Consider the following 19,896-nt stretch of genomic DNA (forward strand, 5'->3'; position numbering starts at 1 on the left):
TGCTTCGTCAACACCTTTTTTCAAGGCCGTTTCGCCGTAGCGAAGCGTTGTTGACTCTGCTGCTTCGACGTCCGGCCCGAAGGCGTTTCGTCGTTGCGAGCCGCCTATTATGCCGGACTTTTTCAGTCCGTCAACACCTTCGTTCGAATAAATCGTTCGGCGGTGGTGGCGTGCTGTTTCCGCTGATTTCCGTAGAAATCTTTGCGTTGCAGCGAGGGAGCGAATTGTAGAGATCCTGCAGGATTCGTCAACACCTTTTTTCACTTTGATGACAGCGCGTGTGCTGCGCATGCTTCTGCATGTACCGCGAATGCAGCGCTGCAGGGTATCGGCTTCGGCGCTGCGCTGCCGTGCGCGCGTTGCGCACACGGCAGCGCAGCAGGTATCAATGCACGGTACCCGTCCGGATCAACACTTCAATGGAAGCAGTCCCCGCACGCGCATGGTGGCGCGACCTCTCCCTGCCCGCCGTGGTCGCCGGCTTCATTACCGTGCTGGTGGGTTTCGCCAGTTCCGCGGTGATCGTGTTCCAGGCCGCGCAGGCCGTCGGTGCGGACCAGCAGGAGATCGCCTCGTGGATGTGGGCATTGGGACTGGGCATGGGCGTGACCTGCATCGGTCTGTCGCTGCGTTACCGGATCCCGGTCGTGACCGCATGGTCGACCCCGGGTGCGGCGATGCTGGTGGTGGGTGCGGGCGGGGTCAGCCTGCCCGAGGCGATCGGTGCCTTCCTGCTGGCGGCCGTGCTGGGTGCGGTGCTCGGTTTCTCGGGGGTGTTCGCCAGGCTGATGCAGCGCGTCCCGATGGCATTGGCCGCCGGCATGCTGGCGGGCGTGCTGCTGCGCTTCGGCCTGGAGGTCTTCGTGTCCATGCAGACACAGCTGGTGATGGCACTGGCGATGTTCGGCAGCTGGTTGCTGGCACGGCGCCTGCTGCCGCGCTATGCGGTGATCGCCACGCTGTTGGTGGGCATCGCGGTGGCGCTTGGCAGCGGACAGCTGCACCTGCAGGGCATCGAGCTGCAGCTGGCCCTGCCCGTGTGGACCACGCCACGGCTGAGCTGGGCGGCGGTGGCCAGCGTTGCCCTGCCCTTGTTCGTAGTGACGATGGCCTCACAGAACATTCCCGGGGTGGCGGTGATCCGCGCATCTGGTTACCAGGCACCGGTGTCGCCGTTGATCGGCTGGATCGGGGTGGTCAACGCGGTACTGGCGCCGTTCGGCGCCTTCGCGCTGAACCTCGCGGCGATCACCGCCGCCATCTGCATGGGCCGCGAGGCACACGAGGATCCGGCCCGCCGCTACACCGCCGCCATGGCCGCGGGCGCGTTCTACATCGTGGTCGGGGTATTCGGCGCCACGGTGGCGGCGCTGTTCGCTGCTTTCCCCAAGGAGCTGATCGCCTGCGTGGCCGGCATCGCGTTGTTCGGCACCATCGGCAACAGCCTGGCCACGGCGCTGGCGGTGGAGCGTGACCGCGAGGCCGCGCTGGTGACCTTCCTGGTTACGGCGTCCGGCATGTCGCTGTGGGGTATCGGCTCGGCGTTCTGGGGACTGGTGGCCGGCGGGGTGACCTTGCTGGTGCTGCGGCCGCGGGCGATGACGTAGGCCGGGCTGCCACCCATGACGGCGGCAGCGGGTCGGGGCTGCGCGGATCGACCGCGCAGGCCTGTTACAGCGGCTGCACCGACAGGGTCTGCTGCAATACGTGGCGGCCGCCGGCCGGGATGGTCACCACGTCCGGCCCCGCGTTGGCCGCCTCCAGGCAGACGTAGTCGCGCCAGCCATCGCCGACGTCGGCCATTTTCGCTGCTGCCTCCGCGCCCGGGTTCCACGCCACCAGCGAGCGGCTGCCCTGGGTTTCCAGGGTGATGCGGCGCTTCAACACCGGGTCGTGCAGCACGTAGCGGCCCCCGGCCTGCGTATAGATGCGGTCACTGCGGCCGGGATCGCGCGGATCGCGCAGGTTCCATGGCCCCTGCTGGCGGCGGGCCTGGGCGTAGTTCTCGTACTTGTCCAGGTAGTCCAGCCCATCCACCCCCTCCACGTCCACGCGGCCGGCATCACCGACGTGGAAATAGTTGTGCAGCGCCTGGCTGATCGTCGCCGGCGCGGTGCCGGCGTTGTCGGTGATGAGCCGCTGGGTCAGGGTCGCCCCGACCACCACCACCATCTGCAGCCGCAGCGACAGGTCGTCCAGCACCGGCGGCGCGAGGGTGAGCTCGATGCTGCCGTCGGCCAGCGCGCGCGCCTGCTTCAACTCCCACGGCAGGGTGCGCACGAAGCCGTGCGCGGGCACGTCATTGGACTGCCCTTGGCGCCCGAAGTACGGCCAACACACCGGGCTGCCGCCACGGATCGGCGTCGGCAGCTCGGCGCGCCGGGGCGACAACCACATCACGTCCTTGCCGCCCTTGGGCACGAAGGACAGCAGCTGGCCGCCGAACACACTGATCGCAGCGCTGCCCTGCGGGGTCTGGATGAGCCACGCATCGAGCCCCTGGAACTGGCCACTGGTCACGCCCTGGATCTGTTGCACCTTGGAAGCACTCCGCACCGCTGGCGACTGCACCAGCGTGTTGTAGTTGGAAGGAAGGGTGAAGCGGCTGGCGGCCGGCACCGCAGCCGTGGGGGGTTCGGCCTGCAGCGCCTGCAGGATGCGGCGACCGGCGCGCCCGTCCAGCGGCGTCCAGCCCAGGCGCTGCTGCTCGGCCTGGATGGCGCGGCGGCTGGCGGTGCCGATCATGCCGTCGACCTGGCCGATGTCATGCCCGCGCGCGGCCAGCAGCGCCTGCAGCTGGCGGCGCTCGCGGCGACCCAGGCCCGGATCATCGGTGGGCCATGCTGTTGCCAGCCCGGCACCGCCGCGCAGCCGGTCGGCCAGCGTGGCGATGGCCAGCGCGTAGCTTTCTGCCGCGTTGTAGCTGTAGATCGCGTCGTAGTTGCGGAACACCAGCAACGCCGGCCCGGTGTTCCCGGCCGGCAGCAGCAGCGCCGCGCGCGCATCGGCAGGCAGCCCGGGCACGGCGATCGCGTCGCCCTGCAGGGAGGTCACGCCCAGCGCTTTCCAGTCCGCCAGCGCGCGGCGCTGGGTGCGCCCGGCCTGTGCGGCGGCGAAGCCGGCGGGGACACGGACTTCCATGCCCCACGGCTCTCCGCTGCGCCAGCCGGCACGCTTGAGGTAGTTGGCCGTGGACGCCAGCGCGTCCGGGATGCTGCCCACCAGGTCGCGGCGGCCGTCGCCATCGCCATCCACCGCAATGCGTGCATAGGTGCTCGGCATGAACTGGGTATGCCCGAATGCACCGGCCCAGGACCCCACCAGCCCCTCGCCGCGCAGGTCGCCCTGGTCCACCAGCTTCAACAGGGACAGCAGTTCACCGCGGAAGAACGACTGCCGGCGGCCCGCGCAGGACAGCGTGGACAGCGACTGCAGCAGCGGGCGCTTGCCGAACACGCGCCCGTAATCACTTTCCACGCCCCACACCGCCACGATGGTGGCCGGGTCCACGCCGTATTCGGCGGACACCTGCTGCAGCAGGGCGCGATGCTGGGCCAGCATGGCGCGACCATCGTCCACGCGCTGTTCGTCGACCAGCGCGGCCAGGTAATCCCAGATCGGCGTGCTGAACTCCGGCTGGGCATCCAGCAGCTCCAGCACAGACGGGTCAGGCTGCACGCCGGCCATCAGGGCGCTGAAGCGTTCGGCCCGGATTCCCTGCCTGGCTGCACTGGCCTGCAGGGTCGACAGGCAGGACGCGAAGGCCGGATCGACCTGCTGCGCGGACGCCAGTGGGCTGGCCATCAGGGTGGCCAGCAACATCAGGGAGCGCGTGGTCATGGTCATCCTCCGTGCCGCCATGGCCCCTGCATCATAGCGGCAGCGGGACGATCAACGGCGGCGCAGCAGGCGCAGGCCGAAGCCGGGTTGCGGCGCGGCCGTGTCCCAGCGCCCGATGATCTGCAGCCCCGAGGCATCCAGCAACTGCTGGAAGCTGGCTTCGGTGTACTTGTGGCTGTACTCCACCTGGATCGCATCGCCTGCGGCGAAGTGGAAGCGATGTCCGCCGACGGTGACGTCCTGGTCGCGGTCACTGACCAGCTGGGTTTCGATGCGCAGGCGCGGCACGCTGTAGCGCGCACGATGGTGGAAGGCCTGCAGGTCGAAATCGCTGCCGACCTGCTGGTTGAGGCGCTTGAGCAGGTTGAGGGTGAACGCGGCGGTGACCCCGGCGGCATCGTTGTAGGCCGCTTCCAGCGTCGCGGTGTCCTTGTGCAGGTCCACGCCGATCAGCGCCAGGCCGTCTTCGCCCATGGTCTGGCGCATCGCACGCAGCAGCGCTACCGCCTCGTCATGTTCGAAATTGCCCAAGGTGGAGCCGGGGAAGAACAGAAGACGGCGTGCGGCCTGTTCTTCCGGTTCAGGCACCTGCACCGGCTGGGTGAAGTCGGCGCAGACCGGCAGCATTTCGATGTCCGGCTGGGCCGGCGCCAGATGGTCGATGCTCGACAGCAGGGCCGCGCGCGAGATCTCGATCGGGGTATAGGCCACCGGCGCATCGAGCGCTTCCAGCAGCAGCGCGGTCTTGCGCCCGCTGCCGCTACCCAGTTCGACCACGTGTACGCGCGGTCCGACGCGTTCGGCGATATCCGGCAGCGACTGTTCCAGCAGGGCCAGCTCGGTCCGGGTCGGGTAGTACTCGGGGGTGCGGGTGATCTGCTCGAACAGGGCCGACCCGGCGGCGTCGTAGAAATATTTGGAGGGCAGCCGCGGCGGCGTGGCGGACAGGCCGGCGATGGCGTCGGACAGCACCCGTTCGCGGCTGGGGGTCAGGTCGGTCAGCGCCTGCCGCGCCGCGTGTACGGTACTCATGGGACGATGCTCATCAGAACGCCTTTGCCAGGCGCACGCCGGAGAACTGCCAGCGTGCGGAGGGGTCGAAGAAATTGCGGTAGCTGGCACGCACGTGGCCGCGCGGAGTGGCGCAGCTGCCGCCGCGCAGGATCCACTGGCCACACATGAACTTGCCGTTGTATTCGCCGAGACTGCCCGGGAAGGTGCTGAAGCCGGGATACGGACCGTAGGCGCTGCTGGTCCATTCCCAGACATCGCCGTGCAGCTGCTGCAGGCCATCCGCTGCGCGCGGCGCGGACGGGTGCAGGCGATCATCGTCGACGAAATGGCCGTCAGCGGCGTGCTGGCTGGCGGCCGCTTCCCACTCGAATTCGGTCGGCAGGCGTGCACCGGCCCAGCGGGCGTAGGCGTCGGCTTCGTAATAGCTGATATGGCAGACCGGCGCGTGCGGATCCAGCGCACGCCAGCCGCCGAGGGTGTATTCGCGCTCCAGCGCGTCATCCCAGTACAACGGATGGTGCCACTGCTGGGCCTGGTTCAATGACCAGCCCTCGCTCATCCACAGCTGCACCTGCTGGTAGCCGCCATCGGCGATGAAGGCGGCGAACTCGGCATTGCTGGCCGGACGGCTGGCCAGTGCGTGGGCGGGCACCAGCACGCGATGGCGCGGCGATTCGTTGTCATAGGCGAACTCGGCATCGGCAGGCCACGCCGGGGCACCGATCCACGCGATGCGCTCCGGGCTGTCGATCCACTGCAGCGGCGTGGCGGCGCCGGCCTGCGTGGCCAGGTCATCACGGTAGGCTGGCTGCAGCGGGTTGCTCCACAGCGCATGCTTGATGTCGGTCAGCAGCAGCTCCTGGTGCTGTTGTTCGTGCTGCAGGCCGAGTTGCAGGTGGTCCAGCGTTTCATCGGTCAGCGCGCGGTCCTGCAACAGGCGCAGCACCTGCCCGTCGATACGTTCGCGGTAGTCGTACACCTGTTCCAGGCTGGGCCGCGACAGCAGGCCACGCTGCGGCCGCGCGTGCGCCGGGCCGATGGTTTCGTAGTAGCTGTTGAACAGGAAGTTCCAGTCGGGCTGCAATGGCTGGTGACCCGGCTGCGCGCCCAGCACGAAGCGTTCGAAGAACCACGTGGTGTGCGCCAGGTGCCATTTGGTAGGGCTGGCGTCGGCCATGCTCTGCACCATGGCGTCTTCGGCGCTGAGCGGGGCGGCAAGCGCCACGCTGCGTTGGCGCACGTGGACATAGAAGTCGGCCAGGGCAGTGTGGCGGGACGGGATCAGGGGAGCGGAGGCGAGCAGGCTGTTCACGACAGGAAGCTTGGGTCAGCTGCGGTGAGGACCACGTCATCGGCCCGCCATGGTGCCGTGTTCGCCGGCCCCCGCCCGGCTACAGCGCGTCGAGGTAGAACCAGTTCCCGCCGATGCGCTGGAAGCGGCTGTGCTCGGTCATCCTGACCGCACTGCCGCCGCCGATGCGGTAGCGCGCGGTAAAGCGCACCTGCGCGCGGTCGCCGTCCTGCTGGTGCTCCTGCACGGTCAGGCCCAGCCATTGGGTGCGCTGGCCGGGGGCATCGTCCAGGGACAGCTCCGCTGGGCGGGTATCGGGGTGCCAGCTGGACAGCAGGTAGTCGGCACGCTGCAGCACATAGGCGCTGTAGCGCGAGCGCATCAGCTGTGCGGCATCGGCCGCCGGTTCGCCGGCATGGCAGCGGCCGCAGCAATCGGCGTAGGGCTTGCCGAGGTCGCAGGGGCAGGTATCGGGGACGGTCTGGGTCATGCCCGCTATTTTTGCATGGCCGGCGCGCCGCGCAACGGCGGGCCACGGCGGCGTGGGCGTATCCTGTCGGCCCCCCATTGCAGGCCTGATCCGTGCTGGACATGATCCCCCCCGAACTCTGGTGGCTGGTGGCCATCGCCTTCATTGCCGGCCTGGTCGATGCGGCGGTCGGCGGCGGCGGACTGGTGCAGTTGCCGGGCCTGTTCACGGTACTGCCGCAGCACTCCCCTGCCCTGCTGTTCGGCACCAACAAGTTCAGTTCGGCCTTCGGGACCGGGGCGGCGGCCTGGCGCTATGCGCGCAACGTGCGCTTCCCGTGGCGACCGGTGCTGTTCGCGGCCGCCACCGCCTTCGTGTTTTCTTTCCTGGGCGCGACCGCGGTGAGCCTGCTGCCCAAGGATGCAGTGCGTCCGCTGGTGCTGGTGCTGCTGGTGGCGATGCTGGGCTACACGCTGTGGAAGAAGGACTTCGGCGCGCTGCACCGGCCGCGCGAGGTGGGCCGCCGCGAGCTGGTGATCGCGCTGGCGATCGGTGCGGCGATCGGCTTCTACGACGGCTTCTTCGGGCCGGGCACGGGCAGCTTCCTGATCTTCCTGTTCGTGCGCTTCTTCGGGCTGGATTTCCTGCGCGCGTCGGCGGCGTCGAAGGTGGTCAACCTGTCGACCAACTTCGCCGCGCTGTCGTTCTTCGTGCCGACCGGCAACGTGCTGCTGCTGTTCGCCGTGCCGATGGCGGTGGCCAACATCGTGGGCTCGGTGGTCGGCACGCGGCTGGCGTTGCGCGGCGGCACGCCGTTGATCCGCAAGCTGTTCGTGGGGCTGGTGGTGGTGCTGATCGCGCGGATGGGCTGGGATACGTTCGCCTGATGCTTCGCGCATGGCGCGACGTTGTCTGCTGTCATGCGGGGCAGGCGGTGCCCTGCACAGCGCCCCACCCGCCGCTCTCCCCGGTACCGCGCGCACGCATACCGGGGAGAGCGGGAGCCGGCCCGGCCATCAGGCGTCCGCGGGCTCGGGTTCGTTGGCCTGCTGGCGGCTGCGTTCGGGCAGCTTGAGGCGCTTGCCCTCTTCGTCGTATTCGATCAGCAGGACACCGGAATCGTGGCGGCCGCTGATTTCCACGAAGCAGGCGCCGCCGATGAACGGCTCCAGCGTCATCACCGATTTCAGCGGGGTGGCGACCACCATCTGGAAACCGAAGTTGTCGAAGATGTTCATCGCCAGCGCGGTGAACTCGTTGTCGGCCTTGTCGAAGGCTTCGTCGAGGACCACCGCGGCGTAGCTGGGCAGCTGGCCATCGGCGCCACCGAGCTGGTAACGCAGGGCGGCGGCCAAGCAGGTGGTGGCGAGCTTCTGGCGCTGGCCACCGGACTTGCCGGCACCGCTGCGGTAGATCTCCACCTGCTGGCGGGTGGCGGCATCCAGTTCCACGCCGATGAACTCCACGTGCATGCGCACGTCCAGCACCAGTTCGCGCCAGCGCTTGTCCTCGCCTTCGGACGAGCCCAGCCGGGTGACCAGCTGGCGCAGCACGGCGAACTGCGCTTCGGCCAGTTCGCGCTGTTCGGTCTGCTGCTGGGACAGCACGTCGCGCAGGTGCTGGTGGAACTCCAGTACTTCCGGCAGGCGGCGGTCGCTGAGCTCGATGGTCAGCAGGGTGCCGCGGTTGAACGGCACCTGTTCCAGGCTGGCGTTGACCTCGTCCAGGCGCTGGCCGATCGACTTGCGCGCTTCGGCGCTGTGCCGCTGCAGGGCCAGCAGGTTGTTCTTGCTCTGGTTCTGCAGCAGGTCGAAGAAGCGCTCTTCATGCTGCGGCAGGCCGTCGCGTTCCAGCCGTTCCAGCCTGGCCAGGAAATCATCGGCCGAGGCCACCGATACGGTGAAGTCGCCGGACTCTTCCGGCCAGCCCTGCACGAAGCGGCGGAAGCAGCCCAGCAGCTGGTTCTCGACCCGGTTGACGTCCTGCTGCGAGGACGACAGGGATTCGTTCAGCGCGTTGCTGACCTGGCGCATGTGCGCTTCCAGGGTTTCCAGGCTGAGCGCGCCGAACGCTTCCAGGCGTTCCTGCAGGCCGGCTTCCTGGGTGCTGCCCAGGGCCGGCAGCACCAGCGCACGGCTCTGCTGGCGGGCACGGTCCAGGCGGTCACGTTCCTTGACCAGCTGGCCACGCTCCACGCGGGTGTCTTCGTAGGTGCGTCGTGCCTGCTCGATGTCCGAGCGCGCCGCGTCGATCTGGCGGGCCAGTTTTTCCAGGTCCGCATTGCCTTCGCGCAGGTCGAGCAGGGTCGCTTCGATGTCGGCCAGGCGCTGCTGCGGGGTGGCGATGTCGATCTCGTCCCAGCTGATGCCGGCCAACTGGTGGCACGCCAGCCGGCGCTCGTTGTCGAGGTCGCGCTGGGCGCGCAGGCGCGCGACGTCTTCGTCGCAGCCGGCGATCCGCTTCGCCAGCTCCTGCGCTTCTTTCTCGTACACGGCCAGCTTGTCGCGGTTGTTGAAGCCCAACAGCCAGCGGCGGCGATCGGTCACCGCGCTGCGGTCATCCTTCTCGAAGCGGTCGCCGGGATGCTTGACCTGGCCTTCGCGGGTGATGCCGCGGTCGACGTTGCGCAGCTGGCGCGCGTCCACGCACTCGTAGTCGAAGCGCTTGCCCAGCTCGCGCCGCAGCCAGCCTTCGAACACGTGGTCGCGCAGTTCCAGCTTGTGCAGCAGCGAACGCGGCGACGGGTCACGCGCGAACGCTTCGTCGTTGCGACGCACGCGGTAGTAGGTGAAGCGCATGCCGAGGTGAGTGCGGTTCACCCAGTCAGCGACCTCGTTGTAGTGCTTGTCGTCGACCAGCAGCGACTGCGCGAAACCGAACAGCACGCGTTCGATCGCGCCCTGCCACGGCAGGTCATCCTCGCGCACCTGGATCAGCTCGCCGACGAACGGCAGCGCCGCTTCGGGCAGGCCGGTTTCTTCCACCAGCCGCGCGCGCAGCTTCTGCAACGGCGCGGGGATGCTGGAGGTGTTGCGCTGCATGGCGTCCAGCTCGGCACGCACGTCGCCGAAGCGGCGCTCGTCATCGCGCCGGCCGCCCAGCCGCTCGCTGATCGCATCATCCAGCGCCGACGAAGCGCGCTTGCGGTCCAGCAGCTCAGTCGACGCCTGTTCCACCAGTGCGGCGAAGCCGTGTGCATCCTCCGGTAGCGCCAGCTGCAGCTGTGCGGCGGCATCGCGGGCCTGCGCCTGCTTGGCCTGGCGACGATCGCGCTCGGCTTCGGCACGACCCTGTTCGCGTTCCAGTTCCTCGATCCGCTCACCGCCCTGCTGGCGCCGCTGCAGCTCCAGTTCGCCCAGCTTGGCGGTGTGGTTGTCGAGCGCGGCGCGGCGCTGGGATTCCTCGCCCAGCAGGCCACGGTCGCGGGTGTCGAGTTCGCGCAGGCGCGCATCGATCAACTGCTGGCGGCGCGACTCGCGGAAACTGTCGATGCCCAGTTTCAGCACTTCATCGTCGCTGCGACGGCGCTTGATCTGCTTCAGTTCGGTGTAGTGCTCGCGTGCCGGCAGCAGGGTTTCCACCTGGCGGCGTGCGGTGACCACCGCCTGGTGCGCACCATCCAGTTCGGCGAAGTCGTTGACCAGCCGCTCGGCGGCATCGAAGGTCTTCGGCGTATCCAGCATGAAGTCGCGCAGGAAGACATTCAGGTCGCCCAGGTTCTTGGCCGACTGGGTCTTGTGCAGCAGGCGCAGCGCCATCTCGTTTTCGATGCCGAGCAGGTGGCGGAAGCGCTCGGCGTAGCCGGCGAAGCTGTCGAAGTGGTGCACGTCGGCCAGCTTCTGCTTCAGCTTGCGCAGGTCCAGGTCGAAGCCACCGAGGTCCCGGGCGATGTCGAACGGGCGTTCGGCCACCATGTAATGCTTGCGCACGTCACCGGCAGTGGCGCCGTTGCCGGCGATCCAGAACAGCCGCACCAGGCTGACCACGCGGCCATCGCCGGCGCGGTATTCCAGCACCAGCGCGGTCCAGGTGGCGCCCTTGCGCAGGTACTGGGTGGCGATCTCGCCGGTGCCGCGATCCTGCTGGTCGGCCCAGGCACCGCGCACGTAGGACACCAGGTTGCGGTCGCGGCCACTGCGCTCGGCTTCGCGCGCAGCGGCGTTGAAGTCGACGATGGCCGGCGGCACCAGCAGCGCGGACATCGCATCGAGCAGGGTCGACTTGCCCGAACCGGAGCGGCCCACGAACAGGAAGCCGCGCTCAGCGATTGGCACTTCGGTCAGGCCGTTGAAGGTGCCCCAGTTGTGTACCTGCAGGCGGCGCATGCGGAACTGCTGCGTGCGCGGGTCGGGCAGGCCTTCGGTGAACAGGGCGGGAGTGTGCTTGGAAATGGCCATGGCGTGCTCGCTCGGATCAGGCTTCGGCAGCCGGGGTTTCGCGCAGCTGGCGGTACACCGCCGACAGCGCGGAGACATCTTCGGCAGAGAACAGCAGCTTCAATGCGGGAGAGACTTCGTGGCGGTCTTCCTGGCCCGCCAGGCGGGTCAGGATGTGGTTGTCCTTCATCTTCTGCACGGCACTGGCCACGCGGCGGTTGAAGCCGGCACGGTCGGTGGACAGGTTCTTCTCGTACACCGCCAGCGCTTCGGCCATCTCTGCATCGGCGACCACCGCGCGGTTGCCGCGCGCATCGGCTTCGCCCAGCTGCTGGCGCAGGTACAGCAGCAGCACCGAGTCGATGAAGGTCAGCGGCGAGGTACGCAGCAGCACCGGCGAATCCAGGTCTTCGGTATCGGCCTGACGGGTGAAGGCCACGCCGCTCTCGCGGTCCAGCACCAGTTCCAGGAACAGGTCGGACAGGGAGGTGCGGATGGCGGCTTCGTTGCGCAGCAGCGCCGGCCACAGCTTGGCGTGGCGCTGCTGGTCGATGCTCGGCCCGATCAGCAGCTGGCACAGCGCGCGGCGCGCGTCCTGCGGCAGCCGACCGGTATCGCCCAGGTACAGCACGTCGTTGTTGCGGCGGGGCAACGGGGTGACCACCACCGGCTCGGCGTCGAAGGCATCCTCGCCCTCGCCCAGGCGGGAGGATTCGATCGGATCTTCATTCCAGCTCATGGCGTTTCTCCTGGGTGAACCAAACCAGCGGGATGCGGGCGCGCCGCCATTGGCCATCGCCACCGCGCCAGTGGGCCAGCTCCTGCTCGCCCTCCACCACGGTGCCGAAGCGCGTGCCCAGCGACAGGTAGCCGATCACGCTGCCCAGGCCCTGCGGCGCTTCGCGCTGCGACAAGGCCTGGGAAATGCTCAGCTTCGGCTGCATGCCGAGCAGGTCATGCAGATCGCGGCGCAGGGTACGGAAATCGATTTCGGACGAGGCCACCAGGTCGCCGACGCTTTCCAGGCTGATCGCGGCGGCATCGTTGCGCTGCACGCTGCCATCGACCTGCGCGCTGCGCGGATCGTGCAGCTTCCACTGCGACCACGATCGCAGCCGGCTGGTGGTCAGCTGCAGGTCGCGTCCGATCGAACGTTGGGCCGGGAAGTCATCGCGCAGGGCCAGTGCCTCGCCCTGCGCCTGCTTCAGCAGCTGGTTGAGGCGGCGTTGTTCCAAGTAGCCGCGGCTCTGCACGAACCCGCGCAGGCTGCGGGCGAAGTGCTGCAGCACGTCGTGAACCTGGCCGCCGCGTTCCAGCATGGTGCCGGTGAAGCCGCGCAGGAACGCGCGTTCGTTGCGGTCCAGGCGCCGCGCGAAGCCACGCGCCAGCACCGATTCCAGCGCGGCGTCCAGCTGCGCACTCTGTTCGGCGTCGTTGAGCAGCCGCCAGAACGCCTGGAAGCTGCGGCCGGCGTCGCTCTCGCCGATCACGTCCACGCCTTCGAACAACTTGGACAGCACGTCGCCGCGCTCACCTTCATCGTCGATGATGCGTTCGCGGAATTCACGGTTCAGGCGTTCGAAGTCGTCGCGTACGCGGCGGAAATCTTCGGTCAGTTCGTCGGCCAGGCCGATGATCTGGCGGGCGCGTTCCAGCGCGCGCTTGCCATCCAGCGCGGCCACGCGGCCTTCGCCGACGCGGGCGATTTCCGCATCGATGCGGTCACGCTCGTCGCGCAGCGCGGACAGCCGCGCATCCGGGTCCGCTTCGGTCTGCGCCGCGAGCTGGGACAGCTGGTTGATGACCAGCGCCAAGCGGCTTTCGGTAGCGGCGACGCGGCTCTGTTCCAGGCTGTCGGCAAAGCGGATCGCCTGCAACGCCTGGGTGGACAGTTCGTACTGTTCCTGGTCGGCGCCTTCGGGAAGGCGTCGTTCCAGCCAGCCCTGGGCCAGCCAGTGCGCCACGTAGGCCTGCGCGGTGCGCGGCAGCTCACGCGACAGCTCTTCGCCGTTGAGCTGGTCCAGCGCGCGCTGCAGGCGCTCGTGCAGCACCGGCGCAGCCAGCGTGCGTTCGCCGTCCATCAGCAGGGCCTGCAGCAGGCCGATGATCTCCGGCGCATGGTCGGCGGCGAGCAGCTTCCATTGCGGTTGTTCGCGCAGGTGGCGGTAACGGATGATGCGTTCGCGATGCTTCATGCAGCGAGGGAATCCGGATAGGCGGGCAGCGGCGGACGGGCACGCAGCGGGAACGGCACCGGCCACGCAGGCCGGCGCCGCACAGGCAAGGCGATCAGCGCTTGCCGCCGACTTCGATGAAACGCAGGAACTCGGCGCGGGTGCGGGCATCTTCGCGGAAGCTGCCCAGCATCTTCGAGGTGACCATGCTGACGCCGCGCTTGTGGATGCCGCGGGTGGTCATGCATTCGTGGGCCCCTTCGACCACCACGCCCACGCCGATCGGCTGCAGCACGTCCTGGATGCACTGGGCGATCTGCGCGGTCATCTTTTCCTGCACCTGGAAGCGGCGCGCATAGGCTTCCACCACGCGGGCCAGCTTGCTGATGCCCACCACCTTGCCAGCCGGCAGGTAGCCGACGTGCACGCGGCCGATGATCGGCGCCATGTGGTGTTCGCAGTGGCTTTCGTACTCGATGTCGCGCAGCACGATCAGCTCGTCATAGCCGGCGACCTCTTCGAAGGTGCGCTCCATGTAGGCGCGCGGGTCATCGCGGTAGCCGCTGAACCAGTCGCCATAGGCCTCGGCGACCCGGCGCGGGGTGTCCAGCAGGCCCTCGCGGGTCGGGTCTTCACCGGCCCAGCGCAGCAGGGTGCGCACGGCCTCTTCGGCCTGCGTCTGGGAAACATCGCCCTGCGGCGCCTTGGAATTGTTGTCGTTGCTCATTGCGAACTGCATCCCGGAGGGGTCGAGCATGGTAGCCGACCAAGGGGGGAATCGTCCCCTGCCCGAGGCCCCGGCATTCACGCCGGGGGCGGGGGCCACACGTCGGGGGTATTGATAGGAATGAAATTAGTAGTATCCTATCTATCTGCCATGAACACTTCCCTCGACGAACGTACCCGGCTGCAGATGCAGCTCAGCTCCGGCCTGCTCCATTCAGGGCGGCAGTGGCAGCGCCTGGCCGATAGCGCGCTGGGCAGCTATGGCATTTCCACTGCCTGCACCATGCCGCTGCTGATGATCGGCCGCTCCGGCGGGGGCATCCGCCAGGTCACCCTGGCCCAGCAGCTGGGGCTGGAAGGCCCGTCGCTGGTGCGCCTGCTGGACAAGCTGTCAGCCAGTGGGCTGGTGCGCCGCGAATGCGATGCCAGCGACCGCCGCGCCAACCTGCTGTGGCTGACCGACGAAGGCCAGGCACTGGTCAGCAAGCTGGAACAGCAGCTGATCGGCCTGCGCGAAGAAGTCTTCGGCGAGCTGTCCATGGACGAGCTGCGCGCGGTGCTGAAGGTGTGGCAGCTGCTGTCCGCCGCGGTCGATCGCATTACCTGAGCGTTGTTGTCCCGGGGGATACCGCTGCCGTGCAGACGCCAGCGGCGTTCGCCCGTTGCTGTTGCTGTTGCGGTTCCCTCCCCCGTTCCGAAGCCAGATCCCTGCCGATGCCCGGTGAATTCAGTCTCCATGGTGTGTTCGTCCCGACCCTGCTCGGGCTGATGCTGCTCGCCTATGTGCTCAACAGCGGCCTGCGCGTGCTGCTGCAGCGCAGTGGCGCCTATCGGCTGGTCTGGCACCCCGCCCTCTTCAACCTGGCCCTGTACGGCATCGTGCTCGGTGGGTTGTTCCACCTCCTGCGTTGGATGCAATCGTGAAAAAGATCGTCAACAAAGCCCTTCCGCCGGTGCTGACCGTGCTGGCGGTGATCGTCGCCCTGCTGGTGCTGCGCCAGCTGTGGGTCTATTACATGGACGAGCCCTGGACCCGCGATGCGCACATCGGCGCCGACGTGGTGCAGGTCGCGCCCGATGTTTCCGGACTGGTCGAGGCGGTGGACGTGGGCGACAACCAGGCGGTGAAGAAGGGCGCGCTGCTGTTCGTGGTCGACCGCGCGCGCTACCGGATCGCGCTGGAGCTGGCACGCGCGTCGCTGGCCGAACGGCAGGCCACGGTGGCCCAGCTGCGCCGCGAGATCTCCCGCGATCGCAGCCTGCAGGACCTGGTGGCCGGCGAGGATGCGGAAGTGCGGCGGGCCAAGCTGCAGGCCGCGCAGGCAGCCCAGGCCACCGCGCAGGCGGCGGTCGACCTGGCTGTACTGAACCTGGCACGGACCGAGGTGCGGGCCCCGGCCGATGGGCAGATCAACGACCGCACCGTCCGCGTGGGTGACTACGTGACCGCCGGCAAGCCGGTGCTGGCCCTGCTGGACACCACCTCGTTCCGCGTGGACGGCTACTTCGAGGAAACCCGCCTGCGCGGCGTGGCTCCCGGCCAGCCGGTGGACATCCGCCTGATGGGCGAGGACGTGGCGCTGCAGGGCCACGTGGAAAGCATCGCCGCCGGCATCGAAGACCGTTACCGCACCGATGGCAGCAGCCTGCTGCCCAACGTCACCCCGGCCTTCGACTGGGTGCGGCTGGCGCAGCGGATCCCGGTGCGGATCCGCATCGACCAGGTACCCGCTGGCGTGCAGCTGATCTCCGGCCGTACCGCCACGGTGACCGTGGACATCCACGGCACTGCCGCGCACAAGGCCGGTGTCGCGCCGGCACGGGCGGGCCTGTGAACCTGCGCACGCCCCTGCACGGCCTGCCCAGGCTGGCGCTGGTGGCCACCCTGGCCGGGCTGGCCGCCTGCCGCACCGTCGGCCCGGACTACGCCGTGCCGGAAGGGTCCGCGTTCAATCGCCCTGCGGCGAACAGTGCGTTCATCGACACCGGCAACGCGCAGGTCGCGGCCAGTGCCGAACTGCCCGCCCGCTGGTGGTCGCTGTACCAGGATCCGGTGCTGGATGGCCTGGTTGAACACGCGCTGCGCGACAACCTGGAATTGAAGGCAGCCGATGCCCACCTGCGCCGCGCCGCGGCCATGTACGAACAGGCGCTGGACGCCGGTGGCTTCGACTACGAGGCCGAGGCCGGGGTCAGCCGGGCGCAGCTTTCGGCCGAATCGTTCCTGCTGGAGCACGAACTGCCGCCGATCAACCTGGCCGACGGCAAGTTCGCGGTGAGTTATCAATTCGACCTGTTCGGCAAGCTCAAGCGGGGGGCCGAAGCGGCGCATGCCGATGAGCAGTCGGTGGCCGCAGCGCGCGATATCGCGCGCATCAGCGTCGTTGCCGAGGTGGCCGACAACTATCTGGAAATCTGCCACGCCAACCACGAGCTGCACGTCGCCACCCACTCGCTGCAGCTGCAGCAGCGTGGCCGCGAGGTGACCCAGCGGTTGATCGCCGCCGGTCGCGGCACCGCGCCGGAACTGGCACGCGCCAACGCCCAGGTGGCGATGCTCGAAGCCGCGCTGCCGCCGCTGCAGGCCAAGCGCCAGGCCGCTGCCTATTCGCTCGCCGCGCTGCTCGGGCAGACCCCCGGCCAGCTGCCGGCCGGCGTGGGGGACTGCAGCCACGCGCCGGCGCTGCAGCAGCCGCTGCCGATCGGCGATGGCCGCGCGCTGCTGGCGCGTCGACCGGACGTGCGCCAGGCCGAACGCAGGCTGGCTGCGGCCACCGCACGCATCGGCGTGGCCACCGCGGAACTGTATCCGGACATCCGGCTGGGGGCCTCGGTCGGGGCGGCCGGCCTGCTGGCCGACTTCGGTGAGCCGTTGACCCAGCAGTGGTCGTTCGGCCCGCTGATCTCCTGGACGCTGCCCTCGTCGGGCACCCGTTCGCGCATCCGCGCCACCGAAGCCGGTGCCGATGCAGCACTGGCCGAATTCGACCAGACCGTGCTGCAGGCGCTGCGCGAGACCCAGACCGCGCTGGACCGGTATGCCCAGGACCTGCGCCGCCTGCAGTCGCTGCAGGTGGCCCAGCAGCAGGCCACGCTGGCGGCCGAACAGAACCGCCGGCTGTACCAGGGCGGCCGCACGCCGTACCTGTCCAGCCTGGATGCCGACCGCAGCCTGGCCACCGCCGACGCCACCCTGGCCGATGCGCAGGCGCAGGTGTCGCGTGACCAGATCCATCTGTTCCTGGCGCTGGGGGGTGGCTGGGACGCTCCGGCCGCTGCCGCTGCCGCTGCCGTTCCCGCGGCGGCGAGGTAAGCGCGATGCACGTGCTGCTGGACCGGCAAGGCTGGATGTTCTCGATCAAGACCTACCTGGCCTCGATCACCGCGCTGTACATCGGCCTGGCCGGGAATCTGTCGCGGCCGTACTGGGCGATGGCCACGGTCTACATCGTCAGCCAGCCACTGCTCGGCCCGACCCGGGCCAAGGGCGTGTACCGCATCCTCGGCACGTTGCTGGCTGGTGCGGCCACCCTGCTGATGCTGCCGCACCTGGTGGAAACGCCGCTGCTGCTCAGCGCGGCGATGTCGCTGTGGCTGGCCGGCTGCCTGTTCATGGCACTGCTCAACCGCGGCCCGCGCGGCTATGCGTTCCTGCTGGCCGGCTATACCACCGCCTTCATCGGCTTCCCGGCGGTGACCTCGCCGGAGCTGATCTTCGATACCGTGGTGGCCCGCAGCGAGGAAATCATCCTCGGCACGGTGGTGGCGGTGCTGTTCGCCGCGCTGGTGTTCCCGGCATCGGTGCGGCCGATGCTGACCGGCCGCATCGGCAACTGGATGGGTGATGCGGCGCACTGGTGCCGGCAGATCCTGGAAGGCGGCCGCGCGCATGCACCGCGCAACCGGCTGGCCGCCGACCTGGTGCAGTTCGAGGCGCTGATCGAGTTCCTGCGCCGCGACGATCCGCGCCATGCCGGCGCGGCGGTGTCGATGCAGCAGCTGCGCGAACGCATGCTGTTGCTGCTGCCGGTACTGTCCTCCATCGCCGACCGGCTGGGCGCACTGCGCCGCCACGGCGACGGCCTGCCCGACGGCCTGGAATCGCTGGTGGAGGACATCCGCCAGTGGCTGGAAGCCCCCACCGAAAGCCCCACGCATGACCAGCTGCGCGCCCGCATCAGCGCATTGAAGCCGCAGGTGGACGGTGACCTGCAGCACCTGCAGCTGGCCTCGCTGCTGCTGCGGCTGGAAGAACTGGTGGACCTGTGGGCGGACTGCCGTGCGCTGCACCAGGCCATCGAGCAGGGCAGCGCACCGCAGGATGCCAGCCACTACCGCATCAACACCGGCAGCGTGGCCGAGAGCCGCCACGTGGATTACGGCATGGCGCTGTTCTCCGCGCTCAGCGCAGGCATCGCCCTGATGAGCTACTGCGTGCTGTGGATCGGGCTGGGCTGGGAAGGCGGCGGCAACGGGGCGATGATGGCCGCGGTCGCAGCGGCGTTCTTCGCCGCGCAGGACGACCCGGCCCCCAGCATGATGTCGTTCCTGGTGTGGGCGGTGGTGGCCAGTGTGGTCGCCGGCATCTACCTGTTCGGCATTTTCCCGGCCGTGCATGACTTCGGCCTGCTGGTGCTGCTGCTGGCGGTGGTGTTCCTGCCGCTGGGCGTGCTGCTGCACCACCCGAAGACGATGCTGTTCGCGCTGCCGTTGACGGTGAACCTGGTGGCGCTGCTGAGCGTGCAGAACACCTACAGCGCCAACATCCAGAGCTTCGTCAATTCAGCGGTGGCGATGTTCATCGGGATTGGGTTTGCCGTGGTGATGACCCGCCTGTTCCGTTCGGTGGGGGCCGAATGGACCGCGCGGCGACTGGTGCGGCAGGGCTGGACCACGCTGGCCGAAGCGGCCGAAGGGCGTGGCCAGCAGGATCGCGAGCGCTTCGCCGCGCGCATGCTGGACCTGTTGGGACTGCTGGCGCCGCGCCTGGCGGCGACGCCGGAGGGCAGCGACATCGCGTCGGTGGACATGCTGACCGAAGCCCGCGTGGGACTGAACATCCTGCAGCTGCGGCGCGCCCGGCTGGAACTGCCCGAACGCAGCCGCGAAGCGGTGGAACGGATCCTTGCCGAGATCGCCGCGCATTACCGCCGCCAGGCGGCCGCGCGGCGCCCCCTGCCCGGTGATGAGGCGCTGCGCGGGCGTCTGGATGCCTCGCTGTCGCGGGTGGGGGGCGTTGCCGCCTGCAAGGCGCGCGACGAGGCGCTGATGGGCCTGGTGGGCCTGCGCTTCGCGCTGTTCCCGGACGCGGAAGGCTGACATTCGCTGCTGTTGGTAGCGACGGCCCGCAGGGTGCCGGTCAGGACGACCGGCATGGCCACGCTCGGCGGAATGCATCCGTTGCGCTTCGCCTCTGCCGGAAACGCGCCGCTGCGCTCGCCGAGCGTGGCTCGGCGCTACCGTTCACAGGCGGTTTCCGCGTCCAATGACCGGCCGTTTCCCCATGCGATGTCCGCCCGCCACCCGGCCAGTCATCCCGCCGCAAGCGGCGGCGCGCTACCCTGCGCGTCCGCGCTTGCTGCGCACCTTCAACAGGAACATCCCGATGAGCTACGACATGATGGTCTTCGATGCCAGCGTGGCGCCGCGCGAAGCGACCGCCTTCATTGCCTGGTACGAGAAGCAGACCGACTGGAACGAGGATCATGACCATGATGATCCGAAGGTCGCCGCGCCGGCCCTGCAGGCCTGGTTCGCCGAGATCGCCGAACACTTCCCGCCGATGAACGGCCCGCTGTCCGACGATGAAGACGACCGCGATGAGGTGACCGACTACAGCATCGCCGCCCATGTCATCTACGGTTCGTTCGCCGATGACGTGGCCGAGCGTGCGCATGAGATGGTGCAGGTGCTGGCCTTCCAGCATGGCCTGGGCTTCTTCGATGCCAGCAGCGATGAAGCCGCCATCGTGTACCCGGACGGCACCGTGCTGGTGCTGGAATAAGC

At 68.7% G+C, this 19,896-nt stretch carries 17 protein-coding genes; 8 read left to right on the forward strand and 9 right to left on the reverse strand.

The features are described from left to right. A partial coding sequence (locus tag ABB28_RS18245; protein WP_211260378.1) for a hypothetical protein occupies positions 1–291 on the reverse strand: 291 nt, incomplete at its 3' end. A 128-nt stretch (positions 292–419) separates the two neighbouring features. Here ABB28_RS18245 and ABB28_RS09265 point away from each other — a divergent pair. Next, complete coding sequence (locus ABB28_RS09265; protein ID WP_057508356.1) at positions 420–1,607, forward strand: benzoate/H(+) symporter BenE family transporter; 1,188 nt, start codon at positions 420–422, stop codon at positions 1,605–1,607. 64 nt (positions 1,608–1,671) lie between these two features. Here ABB28_RS09265 and ABB28_RS09270 read toward each other — a convergent pair whose 3' ends face one another. The 4 genes from ABB28_RS09270 to ABB28_RS09285 all read right to left on the reverse strand — a co-directional run bounded on the left by ABB28_RS09270 (position 1,672) and on the right by ABB28_RS09285 (position 6,635). After that, positions 1,672–3,846 carry a lytic murein transglycosylase gene (locus ABB28_RS09270; protein ID WP_057508357.1) on the reverse strand — a complete coding sequence of 725 codons (2,175 nt, stop codon included), beginning with the start codon at positions 3,844–3,846 and terminating at the stop codon, positions 1,672–1,674. A gap of 45 nt (positions 3,847–3,891) precedes the next feature. After that, the gene (gene egtD, locus ABB28_RS09275) at positions 3,892–4,872 is read right to left on the reverse strand and encodes an L-histidine N(alpha)-methyltransferase (protein ID WP_057508358.1); all 981 of its coding nucleotides are present in this window, start codon (positions 4,870–4,872) and stop codon (positions 3,892–3,894) included. Positions 4,873–4,885: 13 nt separating this feature from the next. Further along, positions 4,886–6,166: an ergothioneine biosynthesis protein EgtB gene (gene egtB, locus ABB28_RS09280; protein WP_057508359.1), complete on the reverse strand. Its 1,281-nt coding sequence runs from the start codon at positions 6,164–6,166 to the stop codon at positions 4,886–4,888. A gap of 79 nt (positions 6,167–6,245) precedes the next feature. Beyond that, positions 6,246–6,635 carry a YchJ family metal-binding protein gene (locus tag ABB28_RS09285; RefSeq protein WP_057508360.1) on the reverse strand — a complete coding sequence of 130 codons (390 nt, stop codon included), beginning with the start codon at positions 6,633–6,635 and terminating at the stop codon, positions 6,246–6,248. Between the two features lie 92 nt (positions 6,636–6,727). Between ABB28_RS09285 and ABB28_RS09290 the strand changes: the two genes are divergently transcribed. Continuing rightward, positions 6,728–7,501 (forward strand): sulfite exporter TauE/SafE family protein, encoded by a 774-nt coding sequence (locus ABB28_RS09290; RefSeq protein WP_057508361.1) that lies wholly within the window; start codon positions 6,728–6,730, stop codon positions 7,499–7,501. Between the two features lie 129 nt (positions 7,502–7,630). On the opposite strand, the gene ABB28_RS09295 is transcribed toward ABB28_RS09290, so the two are convergent. The 4 genes from ABB28_RS09295 to folE all read right to left on the reverse strand — a co-directional run bounded on the left by ABB28_RS09295 (position 7,631) and on the right by folE (position 13,891). Continuing rightward, on the reverse strand, positions 7,631–11,011 hold the full coding sequence (locus ABB28_RS09295; RefSeq protein ID WP_057508362.1) for an ATP-binding protein: 3,381 nt from the start codon (positions 11,009–11,011) through the stop codon (positions 7,631–7,633). Positions 11,012–11,027: 16 nt separating this feature from the next. Beyond that, entirely contained in the window at positions 11,028–11,729 is a 702-nt protein-coding gene (locus ABB28_RS09300) for a DUF4194 domain-containing protein (RefSeq protein WP_042612174.1), read from the reverse strand. Then, positions 11,716–13,185, reverse strand: a complete 1,470-nt coding sequence (locus tag ABB28_RS09305; RefSeq protein ID WP_057508363.1) for a DUF3375 domain-containing protein — start codon at positions 13,183–13,185, stop codon at positions 11,716–11,718. The genes ABB28_RS09300 and ABB28_RS09305 overlap by 14 nt, the downstream gene beginning before the upstream one ends. 94 nt (positions 13,186–13,279) lie before the next feature. Then, complete coding sequence (gene folE / locus ABB28_RS09310; protein WP_057508377.1) at positions 13,280–13,891, reverse strand: GTP cyclohydrolase I FolE; 612 nt, start codon at positions 13,889–13,891, stop codon at positions 13,280–13,282. 150 nt (positions 13,892–14,041) lie between these two features. On the opposite strand from folE, the gene ABB28_RS09315 reads away from it, so the two are divergent. The 6 genes from ABB28_RS09315 (at position 14,042) to ABB28_RS09340 (ending at position 19,894) form a co-directional block, all read left to right on the forward strand. Then, a complete protein-coding gene (locus ABB28_RS09315) occupies positions 14,042–14,497 on the forward strand; it encodes a MarR family winged helix-turn-helix transcriptional regulator (protein WP_057508364.1) in 456 nt (151 codons plus the stop codon). Positions 14,498–14,604: 107 nt separating this feature from the next. Next, positions 14,605–14,814, forward strand: a complete 210-nt coding sequence (locus tag ABB28_RS09320) for a DUF1656 domain-containing protein (RefSeq protein WP_042612171.1) — start codon at positions 14,605–14,607, stop codon at positions 14,812–14,814. Beyond that, positions 14,811–15,725: an efflux RND transporter periplasmic adaptor subunit gene (locus ABB28_RS09325; RefSeq protein WP_057508365.1), complete on the forward strand. Its 915-nt coding sequence runs from the start codon at positions 14,811–14,813 to the stop codon at positions 15,723–15,725. The genes ABB28_RS09320 and ABB28_RS09325 overlap by 4 nt, the downstream gene beginning before the upstream one ends. Positions 15,726–15,739: 14 nt before the next feature. Beyond that, entirely contained in the window at positions 15,740–17,203 is a 1,464-nt protein-coding gene (locus ABB28_RS09330) for an efflux transporter outer membrane subunit (protein WP_152983438.1), read from the forward strand. 5 nt (positions 17,204–17,208) lie between these two features. Continuing rightward, positions 17,209–19,209 carry an FUSC family protein gene (locus ABB28_RS09335; RefSeq protein WP_057508367.1) on the forward strand — a complete coding sequence of 667 codons (2,001 nt, stop codon included), beginning with the start codon at positions 17,209–17,211 and terminating at the stop codon, positions 19,207–19,209. Between the two features lie 286 nt (positions 19,210–19,495). After that, the gene (locus tag ABB28_RS09340; protein WP_057508368.1) at positions 19,496–19,894 is read left to right on the forward strand and encodes a hypothetical protein; all 399 of its coding nucleotides are present in this window, start codon (positions 19,496–19,498) and stop codon (positions 19,892–19,894) included. Positions 19,895–19,896: the final 2 nt, after the last annotated feature.

This window comes from Stenotrophomonas chelatiphaga (genome assembly GCF_001431535.1).
Lineage (GTDB): Bacteria > Pseudomonadota > Gammaproteobacteria > Xanthomonadales > Xanthomonadaceae > Stenotrophomonas > Stenotrophomonas chelatiphaga.